Source organism: Shinella kummerowiae (assembly GCF_009827055.1).
GTDB lineage: Bacteria > Pseudomonadota > Alphaproteobacteria > Rhizobiales > Rhizobiaceae > Shinella > Shinella kummerowiae.
On the sequence record NZ_WUMK01000010.1, the window covers coordinates 222,906 to 247,247 of the forward strand.

The 24,342-nt window shown below is 62.9% G+C and carries 22 protein-coding genes and 1 pseudogene; 14 read left to right on the top strand and 9 right to left on the bottom strand.

Annotated features, from left to right (window positions below; translation table 11 throughout):
* The first annotated feature begins 26 nt into the window (after positions 1–26).
* The 4 genes from GR138_RS24710 (at position 27) to GR138_RS30645 (ending at position 3,348) form a co-directional block, all read left to right on the top strand.
* Positions 27–935 carry a LysR family transcriptional regulator gene (locus GR138_RS24710; protein WP_160861926.1) on the top strand — a complete coding sequence of 303 codons (909 nt, stop codon included), beginning with the start codon at positions 27–29 and terminating at the stop codon, positions 933–935.
* A gap of 286 nt (positions 936–1,221) precedes the next feature.
* Complete coding sequence (locus GR138_RS24715) at positions 1,222–1,614, top strand: MAPEG family protein (protein WP_160861927.1); 393 nt, start codon at positions 1,222–1,224, stop codon at positions 1,612–1,614.
* 10 nt (positions 1,615–1,624) lie between these two features.
* On the top strand, positions 1,625–1,987 hold the full coding sequence (locus GR138_RS24720; protein ID WP_160861928.1) for a YciI family protein: 363 nt from the start codon (positions 1,625–1,627) through the stop codon (positions 1,985–1,987).
* 23 nt (positions 1,988–2,010) lie between these two features.
* A complete protein-coding gene (locus GR138_RS30645) occupies positions 2,011–3,348 on the top strand; it encodes an RNA polymerase sigma factor (protein ID WP_246200678.1) in 1,338 nt (445 codons plus the stop codon).
* A gap of 68 nt (positions 3,349–3,416) precedes the next feature.
* On the opposite strand, the pseudogene GR138_RS30650 reads toward GR138_RS30645, so the two are convergent.
* Both GR138_RS30650 and GR138_RS24735 read right to left on the bottom strand, forming a co-directional pair.
* Positions 3,417–3,602 (bottom strand): annotated as a pseudogene (locus GR138_RS30650) (transposase); the annotation flags it as partial.
* 112 nt (positions 3,603–3,714) lie between these two features.
* Positions 3,715–4,644, bottom strand: coding sequence for an ABC transporter family protein (locus tag GR138_RS24735; protein WP_246200680.1), 930 nt, complete (start codon positions 4,642–4,644; stop codon positions 3,715–3,717).
* Between the two features lie 945 nt (positions 4,645–5,589).
* Here GR138_RS24735 and GR138_RS24740 point away from each other — a divergent pair.
* Positions 5,590–5,799, top strand: coding sequence for a hypothetical protein (locus tag GR138_RS24740; RefSeq protein WP_160861932.1), 210 nt, complete (start codon positions 5,590–5,592; stop codon positions 5,797–5,799).
* A 7-nt stretch (positions 5,800–5,806) separates the two neighbouring features.
* On the opposite strand, the gene GR138_RS24745 is transcribed toward GR138_RS24740, so the two are convergent.
* Positions 5,807–6,877, bottom strand: coding sequence for a LacI family DNA-binding transcriptional regulator (locus GR138_RS24745; protein WP_160861933.1), 1,071 nt, complete (start codon positions 6,875–6,877; stop codon positions 5,807–5,809).
* Positions 6,878–7,103: 226 nt separating this feature from the next.
* Here GR138_RS24745 and GR138_RS24750 point away from each other — a divergent pair, with 226 nt between their 5' ends.
* From GR138_RS24750 to GR138_RS24765, 4 genes are read left to right on the top strand one after another with little or no spacing between them, the layout of a single operon-like run.
* On the top strand, positions 7,104–7,940 hold the full coding sequence (locus tag GR138_RS24750) for an ABC transporter substrate-binding protein (protein WP_160861934.1): 837 nt from the start codon (positions 7,104–7,106) through the stop codon (positions 7,938–7,940).
* A 60-nt stretch (positions 7,941–8,000) separates the two neighbouring features.
* Positions 8,001–9,509, top strand: a complete 1,509-nt coding sequence (locus tag GR138_RS30855; protein WP_160861935.1) for an amino acid ABC transporter permease/ATP-binding protein — start codon at positions 8,001–8,003, stop codon at positions 9,507–9,509.
* Between the two features lie 15 nt (positions 9,510–9,524).
* Positions 9,525–10,532, top strand: coding sequence for a Gfo/Idh/MocA family protein (locus tag GR138_RS24760; RefSeq protein WP_160861936.1), 1,008 nt, complete (start codon positions 9,525–9,527; stop codon positions 10,530–10,532).
* A 44-nt stretch (positions 10,533–10,576) separates the two neighbouring features.
* Entirely contained in the window at positions 10,577–11,707 is a 1,131-nt protein-coding gene (locus GR138_RS24765; protein WP_160861937.1) for an NAD(P)/FAD-dependent oxidoreductase, read from the top strand.
* A 305-nt stretch (positions 11,708–12,012) separates the two neighbouring features.
* Here GR138_RS24765 and GR138_RS24770 read toward each other — a convergent pair whose 3' ends face one another.
* Complete coding sequence (locus GR138_RS24770; RefSeq protein WP_420853714.1) at positions 12,013–12,909, bottom strand: LysR family transcriptional regulator; 897 nt, start codon at positions 12,907–12,909, stop codon at positions 12,013–12,015.
* A gap of 97 nt (positions 12,910–13,006) precedes the next feature.
* On the opposite strand from GR138_RS24770, the gene GR138_RS24775 reads away from it, so the two are divergent.
* Complete coding sequence (locus GR138_RS24775; RefSeq protein WP_160861939.1) at positions 13,007–13,756, top strand: SDR family NAD(P)-dependent oxidoreductase; 750 nt, start codon at positions 13,007–13,009, stop codon at positions 13,754–13,756.
* Between the two features lie 216 nt (positions 13,757–13,972).
* Here GR138_RS24775 and GR138_RS24780 read toward each other — a convergent pair whose 3' ends face one another.
* Positions 13,973–14,869: a LysR family transcriptional regulator gene (locus GR138_RS24780; RefSeq protein ID WP_160861940.1), complete on the bottom strand. Its 897-nt coding sequence runs from the start codon at positions 14,867–14,869 to the stop codon at positions 13,973–13,975.
* A 161-nt stretch (positions 14,870–15,030) separates the two neighbouring features.
* Between GR138_RS24780 and GR138_RS24785 the strand changes: the two genes are divergently transcribed.
* On the top strand, positions 15,031–16,341 hold the full coding sequence (locus GR138_RS24785; RefSeq protein ID WP_160861941.1) for a dicarboxylate/amino acid:cation symporter: 1,311 nt from the start codon (positions 15,031–15,033) through the stop codon (positions 16,339–16,341).
* Between the two features lie 490 nt (positions 16,342–16,831).
* On the opposite strand, the gene GR138_RS24790 is transcribed toward GR138_RS24785, so the two are convergent.
* The 3 genes from GR138_RS24790 to GR138_RS24800 form a co-directional block, all read right to left on the bottom strand.
* Positions 16,832–18,358 carry a tripartite tricarboxylate transporter permease gene (locus GR138_RS24790; RefSeq protein WP_160861942.1) on the bottom strand — a complete coding sequence of 509 codons (1,527 nt, stop codon included), beginning with the start codon at positions 18,356–18,358 and terminating at the stop codon, positions 16,832–16,834.
* 30 nt (positions 18,359–18,388) lie between these two features.
* Entirely contained in the window at positions 18,389–18,844 is a 456-nt protein-coding gene (locus GR138_RS24795) for a tripartite tricarboxylate transporter TctB family protein (RefSeq protein ID WP_160861943.1), read from the bottom strand.
* A gap of 88 nt (positions 18,845–18,932) precedes the next feature.
* Positions 18,933–19,907 carry a Bug family tripartite tricarboxylate transporter substrate binding protein gene (locus GR138_RS24800; RefSeq protein WP_160861944.1) on the bottom strand — a complete coding sequence of 325 codons (975 nt, stop codon included), beginning with the start codon at positions 19,905–19,907 and terminating at the stop codon, positions 18,933–18,935.
* A 227-nt stretch (positions 19,908–20,134) separates the two neighbouring features.
* On the opposite strand from GR138_RS24800, the gene GR138_RS24805 reads away from it, so the two are divergent.
* From GR138_RS24805 to GR138_RS24815, 3 genes are read left to right on the top strand one after another with little or no spacing between them, the layout of a single operon-like run.
* A complete protein-coding gene (locus GR138_RS24805) occupies positions 20,135–20,812 on the top strand; it encodes a response regulator transcription factor (RefSeq protein ID WP_160861945.1) in 678 nt (225 codons plus the stop codon).
* Positions 20,802–22,190, top strand: a complete 1,389-nt coding sequence (locus tag GR138_RS24810; RefSeq protein WP_160861946.1) for a sensor histidine kinase — start codon at positions 20,802–20,804, stop codon at positions 22,188–22,190. The genes GR138_RS24805 and GR138_RS24810 overlap by 11 nt, the downstream gene beginning before the upstream one ends.
* Positions 22,187–23,281: an ABC transporter substrate-binding protein gene (locus GR138_RS24815; RefSeq protein WP_160861947.1), complete on the top strand. Its 1,095-nt coding sequence runs from the start codon at positions 22,187–22,189 to the stop codon at positions 23,279–23,281. Before GR138_RS24810 ends, GR138_RS24815 begins: the two co-directional genes overlap by 4 nt.
* Here GR138_RS24815 and GR138_RS24820 read toward each other — a convergent pair.
* Positions 23,278–24,180 carry a hypothetical protein gene (locus GR138_RS24820; protein ID WP_160861948.1) on the bottom strand — a complete coding sequence of 301 codons (903 nt, stop codon included), beginning with the start codon at positions 24,178–24,180 and terminating at the stop codon, positions 23,278–23,280. The genes GR138_RS24815 and GR138_RS24820 overlap by 4 nt on opposite strands.
* Between the last annotated feature and the right edge of the window lie 162 nt (positions 24,181–24,342).

Sequence of the window (24,342 nt, forward strand, 5' to 3'; positions counted from 1 at the left end):
GCATATCATTTGTGAGTTGAAGTCACATGTCGCGACAGCAAATCAACCGCTCCGGCGAAATGGCCGTTTTCGTCCAGGCCGTCGAACTCGGCGGCTTCTCGGCAGCGGCGCGCGAGTGCTGCATGACGCCGTCGGCGGTGAGCAAGCTGGTGCAGCGGCTGGAAGAAAGGCTTGGCGTTCGGCTGATCAACCGGTCGACAAGGCAATTGCAGTTGACGCCGGAGGGCTGCGCCTTCCACGAGCGGGCGGTCCGCATTCTCGCTGATATCGATGATGCCGAGAGACAAGCGGCCGCTGGCGACGTCCCGGCGGGCCGCGTCCGCATCAACGCCAGCGCGTCCTTCGCCACGCATGTGCTGATGCCGCTGCTGCCGGAATTTCTAAGCGCATATCCGGATCTTTCGGTCGATATCATCCAGAACGATGCTGTCGTCGACCTGATGGCTGAGCGCGTCGATATCGCGATCCGCGCCGGTCCGCTCAAGGCGTCACGGCTGATCGCGCGCAAGCTCGGCAGTACCTCGATGACCATCGTCGGCGCACCATCCTATCTCGAACGGCGCGGCAAGCCGGAAAGCCTTGACGACCTCATGACCCACAACCGCCTGAGCCTCAGCTATGCCAGGGCGGTGGATGGTTGGCCGCTAGTGGCGAATGGTTTGCAGACGCTGCTGCCGCCGAGTGAAAAGGTGCGGGTAAGCGACGGAGAGGGCTTGCGCCGGCTGGCGCTTGCCGGTGTCGGACTGGCACGAATGGCGACCTTCACGGTCCGAGGCGATATCGATGCCGGTCGGCTGGTGCCTGTTGCCGAACATCTCAATCCGGGGGACCGTGAAACCTTCCACGCTGTGTTTCAGGGGCAGGGCGGCGCGCTGCCGTCCCGTGTCAGGGTGATGCTTGATTTTCTGGCGATGCGGGCGCGGCTTTCGGGCTGACCTGGAGGCTGGAAGCGGCTCTAAAGCGCTGTGACACGGGCCTATCGTCGCCGGTGCGCTGTGTGGACGGTATTCCCTCTAGGAGCGGCCCGTCGCTCCAACTCGAAGAGATCTGCGGATATGACCAAGCAAGCCGTACGGCCCTTGCTCCCTGTCGGGTTAGCTTCTATCCAGATGCGCCCGGTGGGAGAAATCAAAAAAAGAATACGCGCCTGACATAGGGATGTCGAAATCGGCCGGGCCGGCGGCGTCTTTGGTCTGTCGCAACACAAATGAGGAAAAATCCATGCTTTTTCAAGTTACGGCGCTCTACGCGCTGCCGCTTGCCATTCTGTTTCTGGTCCTGTGGTTTCGTGTGACCACGACCCGTTCGAACCTCAAGGTCTCCATCGGCGATGCCGGCGATACCGGCCTGCACGAGAAGATCAGGCAGCACGGCAATTTCGTCGAATGGGCGCCGATCGTACTGATCTTGATGATCATCGCCGAAGGTAACAAGGCGGACGCGATCTGGCTGCACGTTTCGGGTGCACTGCTTCTGATCGGGCGACTGATCCATCCCTTCGGGCTGACTGCCGCGAACCCCGCCCACCCGTTGCGGATCATCGGCAACACATCCAGCCTGCTCGCCACGCTGACTGTCATGGTCTGCGTTGTTGTCACGTCCTTCGGTCTCTGAGGAGGGGTCCATGCAGTACATGCTTCTGATTTACACATCTCCCGACGCCGAACCGGTTTATGGTACGCCGGAATTCCAGGCCATGATGCAGGGCTTCACCGATTTCAACGATCGTGCGCAGGCCGATGGTGTGCTGCGAGGCGGCGAGGCACTGCAGGGGATCGAAACGGCAACGTCGCTGCGTCTGCGCGGCGGCAAGGTCGAGACGATGGACGGTCCCTTCGCCGAAACCCGTGAGCATCTGGGCGGCTATTACATACTCGAGCTTCCCGATCTGGATGCCGCACTGCGCTATGCCGCGCTGCTGCCGGTCGCCGCGTGGGGAACCATCGAGGTGCGGCCGTTAATGTCCTACAATCCCGCCAACCTCTGATGACGGGAGCCGCGCCCCAGGCCATGGCTGTCGCGCGCGCACTGTCTTTGGTGATGCGCGAGGATCGGGGGCGGCTCATGGCGGCGCTTGTCGCGCGCCTCGGCGATTTTCAACGCGCCGAGGATGCGCTGCAGGAGGCCGGAATTTCGGCGCTGCTTCATTGGGGGCGATCCGGATTGCCGGATTCGCCGCGCGCCTGGCTGCTGAAGGTGGCAGGGCGCAAGGCGCTGGACCGCCTGCGGGCGGAAGGGCGCAGTGCCCGGCGTGAGGCGGCGCTGGCGCAGTTCGCCGTGCTCGAAACGGTCGAGGCCACGGAGGACATATCCGACGAAAGGCTGCGGCTGATTTTCCCCTGCTGCCACCCGGCGCTGGAAGAAAAGTCACGCGTGGCCCTGACATTGCGAACCGTGTGCGGCCTAACCACCGAGGAGATCGCGCGGATGTTTCTGGATACGGCATCGACCATGGGCCAACGGCTGAGTCGTGCCAAGTCGAAGATCGCGCTTGCAGGCATTCCTTTTGCGGTGCCAGGCCCAGAGGAATGGGACGACCGTCTGCGAACGGTGCTGACCACGATCTACCTGATCTTCACCACCGGCTATACCGCCGGCCCGGACGAGCCGCGCAATCTCTGCGCCGAGGCGATCTTTCTCTGCCGCCTTCTTTTGGCCCTGCGTCCCGGGCAGGCCGAGATCGAGGGCGCCCTTGCGCTGATGTTGCTCACTGACGCGCGCTGCGCCGCCCGGATCGGCGCCGACGGCGCAAGCGTGCCGCCCGGCGAACAGGACCGCGCCTTGTGGGACACGCAGTGCCTCAACGAGGGACGGGCTCTTCTCCACACGGCCCTGTTGCGCAAGCGCGCCGGCCCGTTTCAGATCAAAGCGGCGATCAGCGCCTGCCAGATGGCCGATACCGGGCCGGACTGGCCGCAGATATTGCAACTCTACACGGTCCTCGTGACCTTGGAGCCCACGGCGGTGGTGCGGCTGAACCACGCCGTAGCGCTGGCCGAGACCGGCCATGTCGAAGCCGCTCAGGCCGTGATCACGAGGCTGCAACCCGAGCTTGACGGCTTCCAGCCGCTCCACGCCGCCGCGGCCGTCATTCATGCGCGGGCCGGCGCCTGGGATGAGGCGCGGCGCAACGGGCTAGCGGCGATCGAAGGAGCAGAACGGGAGGCCGACCGACTGCTGCTGCGCAAACTGCTGCAAGGGCTGGGGTCGGCAGGTCGTGGCCCGACCTCGGCGTTCGATACGATTTCGATGTTTACGGGCGAGCGGGTTATGCGGGATGATGATCTTGCGCGACCGGTTGGAGGGGAAAACGGCCTCGGCTCCCATGGCGGCAATGATCTGGCGTAGAGCATTGCTGTCATAGGCCTTGCCAGCCAGAACGGCGTTTCCGGTCTGCCCTTCCAGAAGAGCCGCTGACAGATGCCGGCATGACACCAGCGGCTGAAGCGCTCGTGCACTGTCTTCCACTTGCTGTACCGCTCTGGCAGATCGCGCCAATGCGCGCTGGAGCGCAGAAGCCACAGACAATCGTTGATAAACACTCGGTGTTCTGCTCCGGATCGCCCGCCTTTCCGGGCAGCAGCGATGTGACCCTCGCCCACTGCCCGTCACTCAATTCATAACGCTTTGCCAGCATCCAGGCTCTCCGTGTTCAACACGGTAGCCTATGAGGCACCCATCAACTGATTTGAAAAGTACGAATGTCGATCCGCTCTAGTCCTGGAACGTCACGTTGCGGGTGAGTTTCGCGATTTCGGCTATCGTCTCTTCGCCCGATTTGCGGTCGCGCTGCCAGATGTTGCGGCCGGCGATCACGCCACGTGCGCCGCCGCTCTTATCGATGTCGTCATACCGGCGACTGTTGACCGCCTTCTGGACCCTTTCGCCCCGGAGCACAGCGACATGGAAACTCCGGTGCAGCAGCACGTTCAGTTCGGTGCGGTACGTGCCCTCCGCCCATTGCATGCAAACCGACAAATGCTGAAGGACGCCGCCGAGCTTGGCAGCAATGAAGGTGTTGAGCGGCACGTAGATTGCGATCGCCGTGAAAGTCAGACATGCGGTTCCATAGCTCCCGAGGACATCAAGCCTCCTGACGGCGCTGGATGTCTCAATCAGCTTGCTGCCAACGAGGCCGAGCGAGAGGACGACGCCGGCAATACCCATGGCGAGGCCGATGGCGCCGCCCGTCATGCCCTTGATTGATTCCTGCACGCGTTGGTCGACATTGTCCGGCGGCGGCACGGCCGCGCCGGTCGCGTCTATGCCGCTTTGCTGGAGATGGAAATGCGTGTGGTTTGTGTCGAGTAGTGCCCGGTTGAAGCGCTTGTCCAGCCAGTCACGCCATTTGCGGTGGAGTGTGGTCGACAGGAAATGTCCCACCGCCGTGAAGCCGGCATCCCGGGTGATGGCGATGGCGGCAAATGTCGCGGCCGTGGCTAGGAGGGCCGAGGGCGTCGTCGGCGCTGTCGGATGATGGAAATAGGCGATCTTGTTGACGAGCCCCCCGGAGGCCAGGGCGGACCGGACGCTGGCCTCGGCGGATAGGCCCGTAAGAAACAGAATAGCAATTGTGAGCGCCCAGGCCTCACGCCAGCGCTCCAAAAGCCAATAGGCCCACATCGAACCCCAGAAGGGTCGCATAGAGGAAACGGGGCTCGTCTGGTGCCGCGGTTCCCGGCCGGGCATCCTTCTGACCAGTGCTGCTATCCACCGCGCCTTGCCCAGCATCGACCTCACCCAAAGCTATTCAATTTGAGTTGGCGTGGACTTCGAACTTGTCAAATTTGATCGGCGAAAGCGATGCCTGCGGCTAGCTGCTCGGTGCCATCTTGATATCCGGTCCAGCTGTTGCCAGATCGTTCAGCTACCTTGCTCACGCCTTGATACTGGAGCTGGCGCCGTCCGAAATTGGCACCATCTAGGTCGGATTTACCGAAGGTCGACATCCGCGTCGGAAGCCGAGGAGCACGCGGATGTCGAGGTGGAGAGGCGCCATTCTGATGGCTTCGTGGAGGTGGCCGACGCGGTGGAAGTGGAGCCCATGATCAAGTCTGAACCGGTCTCTTCTGGGAAAGGGCGGGACACTGGCGGGCCACAGGCTAGAGGGGGGCGACGGCGACGGCGAAGTGAGCCACCGCAGGCGCGCGAGAATCGAGGCCATCGCTCCCAAGACGCCTGTCCCCGCAAGAAAACAGAGGCGTCGTGAAGACCAATCAATCAATTTTGACGACGAAATCATTGACATCGACGCCGAGGTTCGCGCACTCCGTCGCCAATTGATGGAAAAGCTAAGGCAGCAGAAAGCTCAGCTTCGACAGATGCTCGAGCGTTTTGGAGATCTCTAGTATTTTACAAGAACCGTGCAAGCATGTCTTGCCAAACCCAAGATCGTGCTCGACAGGGCGAAGGTGGTAAGTACCCGCGACCGCGACGGAGTCCTTGCCCATCATTCGGTTGATTTGTTGATGTTCGACCTCCGAGGCATACGACAAGACCTCTGGGGCCTTGCGCACAAAGGTTCTGTATTGATCTGGGCTGACGGGCCGTCCGCCAGATCCACACGCAGGTCATCGTGGAGCCCGACCGATGCCGGTGAACGACCTATTCGACGCCCTGCGCCTGCTCTCGGCAAATGATAGCGTGACGGAAATCAAAAGGCTTGCCGGCCCAGCGCCGCGTCGTGGCAGACCAGTGAAGGGCAATGAACGGTACAGGACCGGCGATGCCGTCAGCCGCCGCTCGGTTCACGCCGCCATGTTGAATGCCATGCGGCTCGGCGTCCAGTTTCTAGGGTGATGAAGGCTTATGCGGGCGCGTCGGCGACGGAGGCGCGGTCGACGACTTCGGTGCGCAGTACGATGCGGTTGGCCTCGCCGCCGTTTCCATTCAGCCGCGCGACCAGCAGCTTGGCCGCCGTCTCGCCGAGGCCGTAGACGGGCTGGCGCACAACGGTAACGGGAGGTGTCGTGACGGATGTCCAGTCCGCATCGTGGAACGACACCAGCGACAGGTCCTCCGGGATGCTGAGCCCAAATTCGCGGTGGACCTTAAACACTTCAAGTCCAATGACACTGTCCGATGCGATGATCGCTGTCGGGCGCTGTGCTGACTGGAGCATTGCGGTGACGATGCGGCGCGTGTGTTCCGAGGTGACGGCTCCGACATGAACCCAGTCTTCCATCTCGGCGAGGCCGGCCTCACGGCAGACGCCGAGAAACCCCTCGATGCGCCGACGCACCGAGCCGGTATTGATGTCGTCCGCTGTATGGAAACGATGATCCGGCGTGTCGCAGGCGGTGAGATAGGCAATGCGGCGATGACCGAGCGCAACGAGCCGACGCGTTATGCCCTCGGCGGCGTGCCGGTCGTCAGCGATGACGGTATCGACGTCGAGCGTGTCGCTGCCGCGATCCAGGAGTGCGAGTGGCAGTCCGGAGCGGGAGGCCTCGCGCAGGTGCTCGACCTCGCTCTCCTTGGCCGGCGAGACGATGAGGCCGTCGACGCGTTTTGCAAGCAAGGTCCTGATCGCCGCCTTTTCGGCGGCGACGTCCTCGCCCGAATTGATAAGAATGACGGTGAAGCCCGCCTGTCGGGCAACATCGGTAATGCCGCGCACAGCGAGGCTGAAAAACGGGTTTTCGATATCGCCCACCACGACGCCGATCGTACCCGAGCGGCCCGTCGTCATGCTGCGTGCGATTTCGTTCGGTCGGTAATCGAGGGCGCGTGCAGCGGCGGTGACGACTTCCCGCACCCGGTCGCTGACCGTTCCGTAGCCGCCCAGAACGCGGGCGGCGGTCGCTTTCGACACGCCGGCCTTGTGCGCGACGTCGGCCACTGTGACGGAGGTGTTTCGAGGCGGGCTCTGGTCCATGAGCGGTAGGCTTACAAGAGATATTGACGGCTGGCAAATGCGAAGATAACAATTGTAAAAAGCCAAAGAGACCGGTCTCTTTTTAGATTGAGACCGGTCTCAATAATGGAAACTGAAATTCCGGCATGCGAGATGCACGGGCTGGAGGCGTGGTGATACCGCCGTCCAGATGGGACCCGTGTGCCTTGGAAAACATCGCAGACACCACCAGAGGAGACGAAACGAAATGCGATTTACCGAAGCTCTCACTTCCCCCTTTGCCCGGCTGCGTGCCAGCGCCATCGCGGTTGCCTTTGGCGTTTTGGCCAGCGCCGCGACACCGGCGATCGCCCAAGACAATCCGCTAGGCCTCATCGATCCCGCCGTGATCAGCGTCGGCACGATGGGCGATGCCAAGCCCTATGCCTTCACCACCGCCGATGGGAACTTCACCGGCTTTGACATCGAACTCTTTCTCAACGTCGCCGAGCGCCTCGGCTTCAAGAAGGAGCAGGTGATCTTCACAGGCCAGGAATTCTCCGCCCTGATGCCGTCAGTCGCCAACAGTCGCTTCGACGTGGCGGCTGCCGCCATCGGCACGACGGACAAGCGCAAAGAGACGGTCGATTTCTCGAATGGATATCTCGCGGGTTTCCTCACCGTGCTGACGTCGAATGCCGGCATCACCGACGCAGCTGGCCTTAAGGGCAAGCGACTTGGCGTGGTTCAGGGGACACTGCAGGAAATCTACGCCGAGAAGAATTTCACGGGTGCGGATCTGGTGAAGTTCCCGGACAACAATTCCGCCGTTTCCGCGCTCAACAACGGCACGGTCGATGCGCACTTCCTCGACTACGAGGCGGCAAAGGATTATTCGGCGCGCTATCCCGAGCTGAAGGTCGCCGTTAACATCCCGAGCTTCGACGCGCCGGCCGGTTTCGTCATCCGCAAGGGCAACGGCGCCCTGCGCGAGGCGTTGAACAAGGGGCTCCAGGCCGCGATGCAGGACGGCACCTGGAAGACCCTGCATGAAAAGTGGTTCCCCGGCACGCCTATGCCGGACACCTATCTTCCCAAGCAGTGATGCCGCCTTGCCGATCCGACCCCGTCGGTCGGATCGGTCTTTCTTTCAAGGGACCTCCTGATGAACTGGCTTGAAAACCTGCGCCGCAGCTTCCTTGACTGGAACGCCATGGCAGAAGTACTGCCGACCATGATCACGGTCGGCCTGAAGAACACGCTGATCCTTGCTGCGGCCTCGACGGTGTTGGGCGTTGTCATCGGCATGGTGCTCGCCATCATGGGCATTTCCAGATCACCTTGGCTGCGTATCCCCGCCCGTCTCTATACGGATATCTTTCGCGGCCTGCCTGCCATCGTCACCATCCTGCTGATCGGTCAGGGCTTTGCAAGGCTCGGCCGTGAACTCTTCGGCCCGTCACCCTATCCGCTTGGCATTCTGGCGCTCAGCCTGATCGCCGGCGCCTATATCGGCGAAATCTTCCGCTCGGGCATCCAGAGCGTCGACCGCGGCCAGATGGAGGCTTGCCGGGCACTGTCGATGAGCTACGGACAGGGCATGCGGCTCATCGTCGTGCCGCAGGGTGTGCGCCGCGTGCTGCCGGCCCTCGTCAACCAGTTCATCGGCAACGTCAAGGATTCAAGCCTGGTCTATTTTCTCGGCCTATTGGCTTCCGAACGCGAGATCTTTCGCGTCGGGCAGGACCAGGCGGTCGTGACGGGCAATCTTTCGCCGTTGCTCTTGGCCGGTGTCTTCTATCTCATCGTCACCGTGCCGCTCACTCATGTCGTCAACACCATCGACAATCGCCTGAGGATCGGCAAACAACGCCCGGCAATCATCACCAGTGGGCTGGAAGAAGTCAGCGAGCTCGACGGCGCTGGCCGCACTTCCGGCGCTGCGTTCAAGGGCGGCAGCCTCGACGTGCGCAATCTCGGCATGGCTTACGGCGAGCTCGATGTGCTCAAGGGCGTCGATCTTGCGGTGAAACCGGGCAGCGTCACCTGCATCATCGGCCCGTCCGGCTCGGGCAAGTCGACGCTACTGCGTGGGCTTAACCGTCTCGTCGAGCCGAAAAGCGGCGACATCCTCATTGATGGCGAGAGTATCCTTGCCAAGAAGCCGGAAACGCTGCGCCGGCGGGTCGGCATGGTATTCCAGCACTTCAACCTCTTCCCCGACCACACAGCGTTGGAAAACGTCATGCTCTCGCTGACGAAGATCAAGGGTCTGCCGGCGGCGGAGGCCGAGCGCATCGCCAAGGCACGGCTCGCCGACGTCGGCCTTGCAAGCCGTCAGCATCATCGGCCGGGCGGCCTTTCCGGCGGCCAGCAGCAGCGGGTCGCCATCGCGCGTGCGCTCGCCATGGAGCCGGAAGTCATCCTCTTCGACGAGGTCACGAGTGCGCTCGACCCGGAACTGGTCAAGGGCGTGCTCAACCTGATGGCCGATCTCGGCAATCGCGGCATGACGATGGTCGTCGTCACACACGAGATGGGCTTTGCCCGCCGCGTTGCCGATCAAGTCGTCTTCATGGACGAGGGGCGTGTGGTGGAGGCGGGCACGCCCGAAGCGATCTTCGACAACCCACAGAGTCCGCGGCTTCAGCGCTTCCTTGCGGAAGTGCTCTGAATACAGGAGGAAGCGATGACACGAACGATACGATGGGGCGTGCTCGGCTGCGCGGGCATCGCCGCGAAAGCGGTCATCCCCGCCATTCAGTCCAGCCGCCTCGGACGCGTGGCGGCCATTGCCTCGCGCGATCCGGACAGGGCGACGGAGATGGCAGCGCGCTTCGGCATCGCCAAGGCCTATGGCAGCTATGAGGCGTTGCTGGCCGATCCCGAGATCGACGCGATCTACAACCCGCTGCCCAATCACCTGCATGTGCCCTTGACGATCAGCGCGCTGGAACATGGCAAGCCGGTGCTCTGCGAAAAGCCGATCGCCCTGGACGCCGCGCAAGCGATGGACCTAGCGGTTGCGCAAAAGGCCGCCGGCCTGCCGGTCGCCGAAGCCTTCATGGTGCGCCATCACCCGCAGTGGAAGAAGGCGCGCCGCCTAGTCGACGAAGGGCGCCTCGGGGAGGTGAAGGCGATCCAGACGATCTTCTCCTACTATCTCGACGACCCCGCGAATGTGCGTAACCAGGCGGATATCGGTGGCGGTGGCCTGTTCGACGTCGGCTGCTACGCCGTCAATACGGCCCGCTTCCTGTTCGGCGACGAACCGTTGCGGGCAATCGCGCTGTTGGAGCGGGATCCGGCCTTCGGCACAGACCGCCTGACGAGCGGCCTGTTGGCGTTCCCCGGAGGCAGGCAACTGGCCTTCATCTGCTCCACGCAGCTTGTTCTCACACAGAAGATCACGGTGCTCGGAACGCATGCGCGCCTTGAAATACCGATTCCCTTCAACGCACCTGCCGACACGCCGACGGTCCTTGTCCTCAATGACGGTCGCGATCTGGCGGACGGCGGGCGCGAGGAGATCGCCATCGAGCCGGTCGACCAGTACCGCGAGCAGGCCGATGCCTTCGCAGAAGCTATCCTGACCGGCACGCCGCTCGAAACCGGGCTGGATGATGCGGTCGCCAATATGAAGGCGATCGACGCGCTCTTCCGCTCCGCCGTCAGCGGACGCTGGGAAGAGCCCTGACCGGCCCATCCATCCGCATGACCAACCGATTGAAAGACACAATCATGACCGACAACACCATCTCTTCGGCCGTCGTCATCGGCGCCGGCATCTTCGGCGTTTCCACTGGTGTTCAGCTTGCCCGGCGCGGCATCCGCGTGACCATCCTCAACGACGGCCCGCCGGCAAACGGCGCTTCCGGCCGCTCACTCTCCTGGCTGAACTCGGCACGCATGCGCTCGAGACCCTATCACCGCCTTCGAATGGCTGGCATCGACCGCTACCGCACGCTCGCGGCGCGAAATGCCAACGCCGACTGGCTTCGTTTCGATGGTGGCCTGACGTGGGATGCTGAAGACGAGCGCAACGAGATCGACGCCGCCTATCGCCATGAGGCCTCGCTCGCCTATGATGCGCAACGGCTGTCGGCCGCCGACGTTGCCGGCGTCACGCCCGGCATCGACGCCACTGCAATCACGCCGCAGGGCGCGATCTTCAATCCCGGCGAGGGCTGGGTCGACCTGCCGGCGCTGATCGGCCTGCTCCTCGAGGAATTTTCAGCGCTCGGCGGCGTGCTGGTGACGGACCAGGGGACGGCACGCGCCGTGATCGAAGGCGGCCGAGCGGTCGGTGCCGAGACAGCGACGGGCGGGCGTATTCGGGCGGATGCCGTCGTACTGGCGACGGGGCCTGCCGTGCCGCGAATGGCCGCGGAGAGTGGGCAGACCATCGGAGACGGGACACCGGTCGCCCTTCTGGTACAGACCAGGCCGCTCGCCCATCCCCTGCGCGCCGTCCTGAACACGCCGCGTGTTGCCGTTCGTCCGGCGCCCGGCAGCACGTTCTCGCTGGACGCCGACTGGGCGGCCGACGAAGGGGTGAAGCTGCGCGCGGATGGCGGATACGACATCGACAACAGCGTCGTTGCGGCTCTTCTGGCTGAGGCTGCAAAGGTGATGGAGGGCAACCCGAAGCTTGAGGTCGCCACGATCGGCGTCGGCGGCAAGCCGATCCCTGGTGACGGAGAGCCGGTCGTCGGCGGATTCAAGGAAATTCCCGGCTACTACGTCGCCTTCAGTCACAGCGGCGCGACGCTCGGCCTCATCGTCGGGGAGTTGCTCGCGTACGAGGTCGCAACAGGTTTCGAACATCCAATGCTTGCTACCTTCCGGCCAGAGCGTTTTTCCTTGAATTAGCCTCGTCCGACGACATCAGAAAGGTGAGCCTGTCGCGCCAGCGCGGCTCATCTTTCTTTTCGACGACGTCGTTTTGAATCCAATCAAGACCGTAGGAGCGCATTCTTCTCAATCGGGATTGATGAAGGACGCCTTCCCCCCGACGAAACGTGGGTACGCCCTCGATGAGGGAGCGTTTTCACCACTATACGGTCCGGCCTATTGGATTACGTTTGCTCAAGGGGCGGCCCATGCTCAACCCCATAGAAGTTACAAGTCTCGCACGCTTCGCTTTCCCCATACCCTGCCGCCCCGCGCCGGAAAGCTCAAAGCCTGGCAAGCGCCTTCGCCTCGCCGGCCATGAAGTCGCAGAACAGTTTGACGCGCGGGGGGACGGTGCGTCCGAAGGCATGCAGGACGCTGAGGGGAAGCGTCGGCAGCGTGATATCCGGTGCCACTGAGACGAGCGTGCCCGCCCGCAATTCATCCGCAACCAGGCATCGCATAACGTAGGCGGCGCCCAGCCCGCCATGCGCGGCATGAATCAAGGCAGCACCCGTGTCGCAATCGATTCTCCCCCTTGGAGTGAAGGCCGTTCCGTCTGCCAGGTGGACAGGTCGCACCGTGCCACTCATCGCGTAGCGGGCGAAAGGCAGGTCGGCAAGAGCCTCAGCCGTTCTTGGATTGCCCCATGTCTCCAGAAAGGCGGGGGAGGAAACCACCACCATCGGCAAGTCCGCCAGACGACGGACGATAAGATCGTCCTGCGTGGGAGTGCCGGCGCGCAAGGCGAGATCATAGTCTTCGCGGACAATGTTGACGAAGCGGTCGGTCAGCCCGACGTCCAGATGCAGATCCGGGTAGTCCACCGCAAAGGCGCTGAACAGGCGCGGAAGCAAGAGCGGCGCAAGTTCGGCAGGCATGCTGATGCGCAATCTTCCCGATGGTGTCATTTCCGACCTGATGGCTTCGTCGCTCGCATCCAGCTCCCGCAAAAGCGGCGCGACGCGCTCGAAGAACACCTGCCCGTCCTGCGTCAGGGTGAGCGCGCGAGTGGTACGCAGGAAAAGCCGCGTGTCGATCTTCTTCTCCAGGCGTGCCACGCTCTTCGAGATCGCCGACGGCGTGGTGCCCAGATCGCGTGCGGCCGCCGTGAACGATCCCGCCTCGACCGTCCGCACGAAAGCCATCAGTCCCGATGTCTCATCCAGCAGATTTGGCATTGGCATCTCCGGGGCACAGATCATGTGCCTGATCATGGTCTAAAGGCTTGAGGTCGCGAAGCTTATCTCACGCTCTGTTGAAAAGGAGATAAGCAAAATGCAGCAGCTCAAGAACAAGGTCGCCGTTATCACCGGCGGCAATAGCGGCATCGGCAAGGCAACCGCGCAGCTCTTTGCCGAAGAGGGCGCGCAGATAATCATCACCGGGCGGCGTGCCGATGTCGTCGACCAGGCGATCGCCGACATCGGCCACGGCGCGATCGGCCTCGTTGGCGACGTGGCCGACCTGGCGCATCATCAGAAGCTTGCCGACCTGGTGACGAGCAGATTCGGCAGGCTGGATGTCTACATGGCCAATGCCGGCATCATCAACCTCACCACGTCGGACAAGGTGACGCCGGAAGAATACGATCGGCACTTCGCCACGAATACCCGTGGGGTGTTTTTTGGCGTACAGACGGTCGCTCCACTGATTCGCGACGGCGGCAACATCATCGTCACCAGTTCGCTTGCCGCAACGAAGATCCTGCCGGACCACACCGTCTATGCCGGCTCGAAAGCCGCGGTCGCCGCATTCGCCAAGAACTGGGCGATCGAGTTCAAACCGCGGAAGATTCGGGTCAACATCCTCAGCCCAGGGCCGGTCGAAACAGCGATTCTCGACAAGCTCGGCGTCTCGGAGGCCGATCGGCCGGCCTTCGAAAAGCACATGGCATCCCTCATTCCCGCAGGACGAATGGGCCTGCCTGAAGAACTTGCGCGCGCGGCGCTGTTTCTTGCCTCTGACGCCGGAAGTTTCGTCAACGGCATCGAACTGCATGTCGATGGTGGCATGACCCTGGTTTGAAGCAGGCGCGCGCGCGCCTGCGCTCTCCTGAATGCGTTGCAGCCGGTTCGTCGCGAACCGGCTGGAATCGTCTCTGACAACCGGCCGAAAGAGCCCGGCGTCGCCGAAAGCGGGCGCGAAGGGGCGGAAGGTGGGCTTCAGCGAGAGAGGGAAGGCCCCCGATCTCGGCAAGGCGTTTCCTGGCTGCCTTGCGCTCATCTGGCGCAATCCGCGTGTCTATCGTGGCGTGACCTCGTGGCCGAGCAGGCGGCGGATTTCCGCGAGGAAGAGCTGCAGCGCAGGTAACGGGTCGCGGTTGTGGTAAACGATATAGACCTCCGAAATCGGGGGATTTGGGCGGATCGGCAAGAAGACCAGGGGGCCAGAGGTCAGTCTGGCGATGCCCGCCGGCACGATACTGACGCCGAACCCTGCCACGATAAGGCTCGGAATAGACTGGGCGTCGATCACCTGCTGCGAGATGCGTGGTCGGTAACCGGCCGCGATCACGCAAGCCATGACATAGGTGGCAAAGTCGGAGCTCTCGGGGCGTAGGACCACGAAGCGTTCCTCCCGCAGGTCGGTGATTAAGACGCTGGCATGCCCGGCAAGCCGATGGTCGCTACGCACCAGCGCCACCATTTCCTCCTGCCAGCCATATTCATATGCCAGTTCCTCATCGCGCGGCATCGAACGGTTGAAGCTGACGTCGGTGCGCCGGCTGAGCACCTCGTTGATCTGTGCGGTTGGAGATTGTTCGTTCACACGCAAAGTAATGCGCGGATGCGCCGCCGCAAACTCAGCCAGGAGTTCCGATAGGCCGCCACGCAGGATGGAGCCGGTGGTACCGATCTCGATCACACCATCCTGCCCACGCTGGATTTCGCGGATTTCCTGCAGGCTGCGTTCGTATTGATCGAGCATGTTGCGAGCCCGCAGCAAGAACAGTTCCCCCGCGCGCGTTAGTTTCACCCTGCGGCTGGTGCGGCTTATCAACTCAGTATGCAGTTCCCGCTCAAGTGTTTGAATCTGTGTGCTGAGCGGCGGCTGCGACATGTTCAGCCGCTGAGCCGCACGTGTAAAGTTCAGCTCTTCGGCGAGAACCACGAAACACTGAAGTTGGCGTATTCTCATAGCGTGACCCTATAGATTGCTGACAAATCAATATTAGACAATGATATGACAATCACCAAATATGGATCCGTGGGGCGCCGTAGTGCGTGGGGGCGGTGGAGGCCGTGCATCCATAGGCATGCCGAGCGCGGGAGGCCCCTTTGCCATAGGGAGGAAAGAGCATGCCGAATTGGTCCAGGTCCTTGTTTGGACAGGTCTGCCTTGCGCTGGTGCTGGGTATTGCCGCCGGTTTCTTTGTGCCGGATCTTGCCGCGAAAATGAAGCCACTCGGAGATGGCTTCATAAAGCTCATCAAGATGCTGGTCCCGGTCATCGTCTTTTGTGTCGTCGTTCATGGCATTGCGAGCGCCGGGGACCTCAAAAAGGTTGGCCGCGTCGGTATCCGCGCCCTCATCTATTTCGAGATTGTCACTACGATCGCCCTCGCGCTTGGTATCGCCATCGCCTACCTTTTCGGGCCAGGCCATGGCATGAACATTGACGTTGGTACACTCGATGCTTCGGCTCTCTCCTCTTATGTGGAAAAGGCACATGAGGTTTCGAGCGGCGGTACCGTCGAATTCCTGATGAAGCTGATTCCGGCCACCATGATCAGCGGCTTCGCCCAGGGCGACGTGTTGCAGGTGCTCCTGGTCGCCATCCTCTTCGGCTGTGCGCTGGCGCAGGTCGGCGAGCGTGGCAAGCCGCTTCTCAGCATGATCGAACTCGCCGGCGAGGTGACGTTCAAAATCATGTCTTTCGTTGTGCGCCTCGCGCCCATTGGCGTCTTCGGCGCCATCGCCTTCACGGTCGGTAAATACGGGGTCGGTTCTTTGGCGCAGCTCGGCTATCTGGTCGGGCTGTTCTACGTCACGATCGCGCTGTTCGTCTTCGTCGTGCTCGGCTTCATTTTGCACGCCGCAGGCTTCAGCATCCTCAAGCTACTGCGTTACCTCCGCACAGAGGTCAGCATCGTTGCAGGGACCGCCTCCAGCGACGCCGTTCTGCCGCAAACCATGCGCAAGCTGGAGCATCTCGGTATCAAAGACTCGACCGTCGGCCTTGTCATCCCGACCGGCTATTCTTTCAACCTTGATGCCTTTTCGATCTACTTGACGCTGGCAGCTGTTTTCATCGCCCAGGCGACCAATACGCCGCTCAGTTTCACAGATCTGCTCGCCATCCTCGGCGTGGCGCTGGTCACCTCCAAAGGCGCGCATGGCGTACCCGGCTCGGCGATCGTTATCCTCGCCGCGACGTTGGCGGCGATTCCAAGCATTCCTGCCATCGGCCTGGTTCTGGTGCTTTCGGTGGACTGGTTCATGGGTATTGCCCGCGCGCTGGGCAACTATCTCGGCAACTGCGTGGCGACTGTCGTCGTTGCTTCTTGGGTGGGCGATATCGATCGGGACCGCGCGCGGCGGGTGCTGGACGGCGAGATAATGGACGCGCCGCAGCCATCCGACGTCGCCGCGCAGCCGGCCAAGGGCTGAAGAGAGCAGTCCTGGGTGGAGGTGTCGCTCGGGGCGATCGAGAGCAAGGCGGAGGCGCTGTTCGCGCGGCAACGCATCGAGCGCCTCACCTTGCTCGCAAGCCAGTTGATGGCGATGAGCTGGTTGCCGCGCGTGCTGGCGGCGTCCGAGGCGGTGAACCCGACGATCCGCATCGGCCTTAGGATGGAGGGCTCACAGCCCAAGGCGGCCTCGAACAGTCTTGAGAGAAGGCTGTTGTGGCCCGCGCCCGAACCTCGAAGGTACCGAAGGTCTTTCCTAAGTATGCCTCTCAAGCCACGGAAGCCTCTAGATCCGCAAACGTGTGCGGGTCTCGTTACCATCGGGCGCCCTGTCATCGAAGAAGGGCGCCTCGGCTTCGCAGACCGGACTGAACAGACAGCTTTATTGGTTGCGGATCAATGGCGGAACTCCATCTCCCGAAGACAAAAGACGGAGTTGCATCGTGATTGGCGTCGTGTTCGCGCACGCGTCACTGGTGACTATCCTCGACGGTTTCGGTCGGCTTGAGGAGCAGGGCCTTCTGTCTGCGTGAGAGGAGGAACGGCAGGACCGCGACAGCCAGCGCCATGACCCAGAGCGTGATCGAGATCGCGCTCTCGAACAGGATCGAAGGGTCGCCGCCGCTGATCGCCAATGCGTTTCTCAGGTTCACTTCCATTACTTTCCCAAGCACGAAGCCGAGGATGATCGGCGCCATGTCGAAGCCGGCCTTGCGCAGCATCCAGCCGGCAAAGCCGATGCCGAGCATCAGGAAGATCGAGAAGACCGAGGCGTGGGTGGAATAGACGCCGATGACCGATAACACCAGAATGCCCGGCACCAGCAGCCAGTTCGGCACGGTGAGCACGCGCGCAAAAATGTTGACGAGCGGCAGGTTGAGCGCAAGCAGGATGAAATTGCCGACGAACAGCGAGGCGATCAGGCCACCGACGACTTCCGGCCGCTCCACAAGCAGCATCGGGCCGGGTTGGATGTTGTACAGCATCAGCGCGCCGAGCATCACCGCAGTCGTCCCCGAACCGGGTACGCCGAGCGTCAGCATGGGGACGAAGGCGCCGGCGGCGGTCGCGTTGTTGGCCGCTTCCGGCGAGGCGAGACCGCGCACGTCGCCCTTGCCGAAGGTGCCCTCGCGGTCGGAGATGCGCTTTTCCGTGGTGTAGGAAACAGCGCTGGAGACGGAGGCGCCGGTGCCCGGCAGAACGCCGACGACGAAGCCGATGAGCGAGCCGCGCAGGGTCGCCCCCATGCTCTTCACGACATCGCTCATGCGTGCCGTCATACGACCGAGATCACGTACGACTGTCATGCCGCGGCCCTGGTGCTCGAGGATGATCATGGCTTCGGAGACGGAAAACAGGCCAATGACCAGAACCACGAATTCGATGCCGTCGCCGAGTTCCGGCTCGTTGAAGGTGAAGCGGTAGGCGCCGGACGTCGCATCGAGGCCGACGGTCGCCAGCATCAGCCCCAGCGTGCAGCCGATCAATGTCTTGACCGGCTGGCTGCCGACCATCGAGCCGAGGGTGGCGAAGGCGAAGATCATCAGCACGAAATATTCCGCTGGGCCGAAGCCGATGGCAAGGCCCGAGAGCAGCGGCGCGAAGAAGGCAAGGCCAATGACGCCGATAATGCCGCCGACGAAGGAGGCGATGCCGGACAGAGCAAGGGCTTCGCCCGCCCGGCCCTGTTTGGCCATCGGGTAACCGTCCATCGCCGTCATCACCGCGCCGGCGTCGCCTGGCACGTTCAACAGAATGGAGGAGATGCGCCCGCCATATTCCGCGCCGCAATAGACGGCGGCAAGCAGGATCATCGTGCTTTCCGCGGGCAGCCCCATCGTATAGGCGATGGGCATCAGGAGCGCGATGCCATTGATCGGGCCGATGGCGGGAAGGGCGCCCACCAGGGTGCCGATAAAGCAGCCGATGAAGCCGATCAGCAAGTTCTGCGCGGTCAGCGCGACGCCAAAACCCTGCCAAAGATAATCGAGGTTCATGGAAAGACCTTTCAAGTCGCGGCTGGTCGATCAGCCGAAGAGGGATCCGGTCGGCAGGTAGACCTGCAGCACATAGGCGAAGACCGTCCACCAGAGCAGTGTCTGCCCGGCAGCGCCAAGGAGCGCGTACTTCACCGGCGCGCCGAAGATCATCGCCACACCGAACGTCAGGACGAAGATCGAGCCGGCAAAGCCGAGCGGTTCGAAGAGCATGACGGAGAGGACGAGGATCGTCGGGATGGCGAGGATACGGACAAGGGCCGGTCCCGTTGGGATCGCCTCCACGCTGCCGGGCCAGGCCAGGTAGAGGAAACTGAGACCGGCAAGCACGGCCGCCAGCATGACAGGCATAGCACGCGGCCCGAGCGGATCTGAGGAAAACGCATATTCGATCGTCGCTCCCCCGATCCCATAGGCCACGGCCACGCCAAGAAGGACGAGGGCCGCGATGCGTCCGAGCCGCCTGTTTTCGACCATATGGGACATGACGTTCTCCGAGGTTTTGAGTGATGGCGTGACGGATCGGCAGGACCGCCCTCACCCCGAGGCCGGGGTGAGGGCGATCAAGGCGAAATCACATGCCGGCTTCCTTGGCGAGCACCTTGAAGCGCTCGACATCCTGCTTCACGCGGGCATCGAAGGCGCTGCCGATCAGGGTGAACTCGAAGAGGCCGCGGGCATCGCGCTCCCTGGCGAATTCCGGCGTCTTCGCCATCGCCTCGAAGGCCTGCACCCACCAATCGTAATCGGCATCGGAGACGTCCTTGCCGACATAGTAGCCGCGCCAGACAGGCCAATCGATGTCGAACCCCTGTTCGCGGGCGGTGGGTACGTCTGCCAGATCGCCCGGCAGGCGTTCCGGCGCCATGACGGCGAGGATGCGCACCTTGCCAGCGACATGGTGCTTGACCATTTCGGCCGCATCACCCGAGCCGACCTTCACATGACCGCCTTCCAGTGCCGTCAGCACCGCCCCGCCGCCTTCCAGTGCCACATAGCGCATTGTCTTCGGGTCCTGACTGGCGGCCTTGGCAAGCAACGAGCCCTTCATCCAGTCCTGAGAGCCGACAGCGCCGCCACCGGCGACGGCAAAGCCGGCGTGATCTGCCTTGTAGGCCTCGACGAGTTCTTTCAACGTCTTGTAGGGGGAATCGGCGGCGACGACGATCACACCGTAGTCCGCGCCAAGCGCGCCGAGCCAACGCACGGCATTCTCGTCCGGCTGGCCGAACTTGCCCTGGGCGATCAGCAACGCGGAGCCGGACGAGGCGGCGGAGACCAGATTGCCATCCTTGCCGCGTTTGCCGACCACGTGGTTATAGGCAACGGCGCCGACGCCGCCTTCCATGTAGGTCACGGTCATCGGCGTTGCGATCTGCTTGGATTCCAGCAATGCGTTCGCGGCAAGCCGGCAGGTGAGGTCGAAGCCGCCGCCGGGCTTGGCGCCGGCAAGGCATTCCGGCTTTGCCGGTTCGGCCAGCGCAGGCGCCATTGCGGCGAGGCTGACGAACGCGGCGCCGGCGAAAAGTTTCGCGATATTTCGGATCATGGTCTGTATCTCCCTTTGACCGTTGTCCGGGGAGGCGGTGGGCAAGCGAACGGGTTCGCGCCCGCAGTTGTTGCGGCGCGTCGACGATCTCTGCCAAAAAGCTCCTCCGGGCAGCCGACACACTCTCTCCCGTCGGCTGACGATCCTTCCTACGACGCCATCCTGTCACAACGCTGTCACGCAACCCCGCTTGATCGATGGCTTGGCGGCGTGTCACGCTCACGCGTATGCGTATCCTCCTCGTGGAAGACACCGACGACGTCGGCGAAGCGATCAGCCGTCGCTTTGAAACAATCGGGCACAGCGTCGACTGGCAGGTCGACGGTCTGGCGGCGTCCGAGATTCTCGATTTCACGTCCTACGATCTGGTGATCCTGGACGTGATGCTGCCTGGCCTCGACGGATTCGAGATCCTGCGCCGGCTGCGGCTTCGGAAAAATCCGGTGCCCGTTCTCGTGCTCACGGCGCGCTCGGAGATTGATGATCGGGTAAGCGCGCTCGATCTCGGCGCTGACGACTATCTCGTCAAGCCTTTCGATTTCCGAGAACTGGAGGCGCGGGCTCGTGTGCTGATGCGCCGCCGTTCCGGTGGCGAGCCGACCAACATCATCACCTGTGGCGACGTGGCTCTTGACAGAGCGAACCGGAATGTGCGCATCGGCAACCGCGAGATCCAGCTCAAGCGCCGCGAGATGAGCCTCCTCGAGATCCTCGCCTCGCGCCCCGGGCGCATCTTCGGAAAGCAGGAACTGCTCGACCACCTGTTCGGTTTCGACGAAGCGCCCGACCAGAACGCGATAGAACTCTACGTTGCAAGATTGCGGAAGAAGCTAGACGGTGCGGCAAGCCGCATCGTCACCGTGAGAGGCCTCGGATACAAGCTGGTGGCAGACCATGAAGACTGAAACCTCACTGTTTTCCCGTCTCCTGCTGCGTGTCGCCCTCGTGCTGTTTTTCGGTGCGGCCGGGATCGTGACGGCCGCGTGGTTTTATGCCGCGGCTGCGGCGGATGAGGCATTCGATCGCCTGCTCCAGGGCGCCGCCTTCCAGATCGCGGAGAACATGTCGGTGGAGGAGGGCGAGCTTGCCATCAACATGCCGTCCTCCGCCTTCGAGCTGCTGGGCCTCGCCACCCGCGACAGGATCTTTTATCGCGTGGTCGGCACGAAGGGCGAAACGCTGACAGGCTACGAGGATCTGCAATCTCCGGTAGATCTTGCGGAGAGCCGACGGGCCCCCGTCTTCGTCTCGACGCGCTATGGAAATTCCGATGTCCGCATGACGATCGGTGCGCGTGCGGTCTCGGATCCGATGCTGAGCGGCTGGGTCTATATCATCCTCGCCCAGACGACCGAGGCACGAACGGCGCTCACCTCCGAGCTGACGACACGTGCGACGGTCCTCGTCGCCGTCATGGCCTGCGCCACGCTCTTTGCCGCAGCGCTCGCGCTGCGTCTGTCGCTGCGCCCGGTGGTCGATCTGTCGCGCGTGCTGCACGACCGCGAGCCGCAGGACCTCACCCCGCTCGCCGTCGAGGTCCCGCGCGAACTCTCGCCGTTTGTCGGCTCGATCAACTATTTCATGCGCCGGCTGGATGAGCGCATGCGCCTGCTGCAACGCTTCATCGGCGACAGCGCGCACCAGATTCGCACGCCGTTGACAGCGCTGCTCGCCCAGCTCAGCCTGATCGACGACAAGGGCCTGTCAGACGACGGGCGCCATCATCTGGCGCGGGTGCGGGCACGGGTCGAGGAACTCTCGCACCTCACCAACCAGTTGCTCGGCCACGCCATGGTCATCCACCGTTTCGATTCCGAAAAGCTGGTGCCGATCGATATGCGCGACATTGCGCGCCGCGCCTTCAAGCGCGCCGTGCCGTTGAGCCTCGACCCCGATATCGTCGTCGCCTTCGAGGCGCCGGACGAACCGGTGACCGTTCTGGGTGACGCGCTCAGCCTGCGCGAAGCCATGGTCAACGTTATCGACAATGCGCTGCGCCATGGCGCAGTGGCCAGGCTTGAGGTTCGCGTCAGGGTGGAGGCGGCGAGGGCGCTGTTCGAAGTCGAAGACGATGGGCCAGGCATACCGCGCGCGCGATGGCCGGAGGTTACCCGACGCTTCGCCTCGTCGCGGTCGGAGCGCGACGTTTCCGGCCTCGGCTTCGCCATCGCGTCGGAAGTGGCGACCCTGCTCGGCGGGGCGCTGCGGTTTCGCGAGGCCATCGGGGGGCACGGCTTCACCACCATCATCGAATTGCCCCTTCATCAGGAAACCAAGGCATGATCCGCACCAGCCTGCGACTGGCAATTCTGTTCCTACTACTCGTTCTTCCGCGCGGCGCGGGCGCGGTGGAAGGCGACCGGCAGGTCTTCCAGGCCGCGGTGGAAAAGGCCCGCCTGGTCATCCACGGGGCGACGGATATCGAGGCGATGCGACCACTCCTTGAAGACTTTCAGGCGCTGAGGCCCGACGTAACGCTGGACTATGTCGACTATCTCACCAACGATCTTTTCCGCGAGGCGACGGAGGCCTGTGCCGCAGGAAAGTCCGTGGCCGACCTTTTGCTCTCCTCCTCGGTCGACCAATTGGTGCGGCTTGCCAATGATGGTTGCGCGGTCGCTCACCGCACGACGGAAAGGGTGCCGGACTGGGCCAACTGGCGCGAGGAGGTCTACGGTTTCACCTTCGAGCCGGCAGTCATGGTCTATGACGAGCGCCGCGTGCCGCCGGAAGACGTTCCGCGCAGCCACAACGATCTGGCCGAACTTCTGCGCCAGAAATCCGAAACCTATCGCGGGCGGGTCGGCACCTACGATATCCGCGTCTCCGGTATCGGCTATCTGCTCGCCTTCAACGATTCTCGTGTCGCGCCCACCTCCTATGGCCGGCTGCTCGAAAGTTTGGGCCGGGCCGAAACGGTCACGCGCTGCTGCAACAACGAGGTGCTGAACGAACTGCGCGGTGGCACGATCGCGATTGCCTACAACGTGCTTGGCTCCTACGCCTATGCCGCGCATCTTCGCGATCCGCACCTGCGTATCGTGCTGCCGCGCGACTACACGCTGATTCTATCGCGCGGTGCGCTCATTCCGGCAACCTCTCGGGAGAAGGCGCTGGCCGGCGCGTTTCTCGACTACCTGCTTTCCGAGCGCGGACAGAAGAAAGCGCGCGACGCCTCCTTCTATTTCAGCGCGAACGGCCCGCTTCCCCGTGGCGTCGACGGTCCGGCCTCGTTGGTTGATACCGGCATCGGGCGGCCGATCCGCATTGGCCCCGCCCTGCTTGCCGCCCAGGACCAGGCGCAGCACAGGCGTTTCACCGGCGAGTGGTCCGCCGTCATGAGGGGAAAGAACCCTGACATCACGCCGCGCTAGTAGGCTGACCCCTCCGCCTCCACCGCTGCAAAAGCGGCTTGGAAGATGAGGAGTTTGCGCGCCTGCATCATTGCGTATTCCGAAAAGAAGCCGTGCGAGATCCACAGGGGCGAATAGCCGCGGCGGCCGCTCCAACCGATGCCGCCAATGGCTTCTGCTTCGGCGAATTTACGGCTGGTATGCGCCCGAGAAAGATTGAAGGCGCGTGCGAGCTGCGCGATCGTGATGACATCCGTCAGATGGCCGCCGGGTTGGGGGGACTGCCGATCGATGCCGGCAACAAGCCGATCCATCAGCAGGCCGCCTGCATCGGTCCAGGCGAAGATGCGATAAAGCGGCCCTGGCATGCGAACATGTGGGTTTGCCAGGAGACCATCGCTCAGCCGCGGCATCAAAAGAGGGAGCATCCGCTCTGGCGCTGCGCGAAACCGCTCGCTTCGAGAGCCCGCATCGATGTGGTCGAGAGCGGCAAGATGCATGTCGCACCATTGGACAAGTATGGCCAACGCTCCGGGCGAAGGTGCCACGACCTCGCTCGGAAGGTCTCTTTCGGCTGTGGGAAGGACGATGCCGTATTTGAGGACTTCGTCAAAAAAGGCATAGGCTGTGTTGCGGCTGGCGATCAGATGCCTGAGCGCCGACTGCGCGATGGACCGTCGAGACATGCCCGCCCCGTCGGCGCCATAATGCTGGGAGAGGGCAGCCAGGCAGAGCAGCCAGCGTTGTTGCGTGGCAAAGAGGGCCGAGGCCCGGGGCGCGCTTGCATATCCGGCGACAAAGCTCTGCGCCAGGAACCCGACCGCTTTCGCAAAGGTCGCGGCCGCCATCAGATGGTCGATGTTTCCCGCCGGCATGTGCAAGGCTGGCGCATCGATCCACTCCCTGGTTTCGTCGTTCATCAAAGCTAGTTCAGATCGCATCCATTGTCCCCGGCGGTATCCGTCTGAATGGATAACCGGTGTGGCTGGCCGGCGTCCTGAAGGCCGTGTGGCGGGGCTCTAAAGTTTTCTGATATTTTTCTGAAATGCGTCGCTGGTGCGCGCCGCGCGTTTCACGGATCG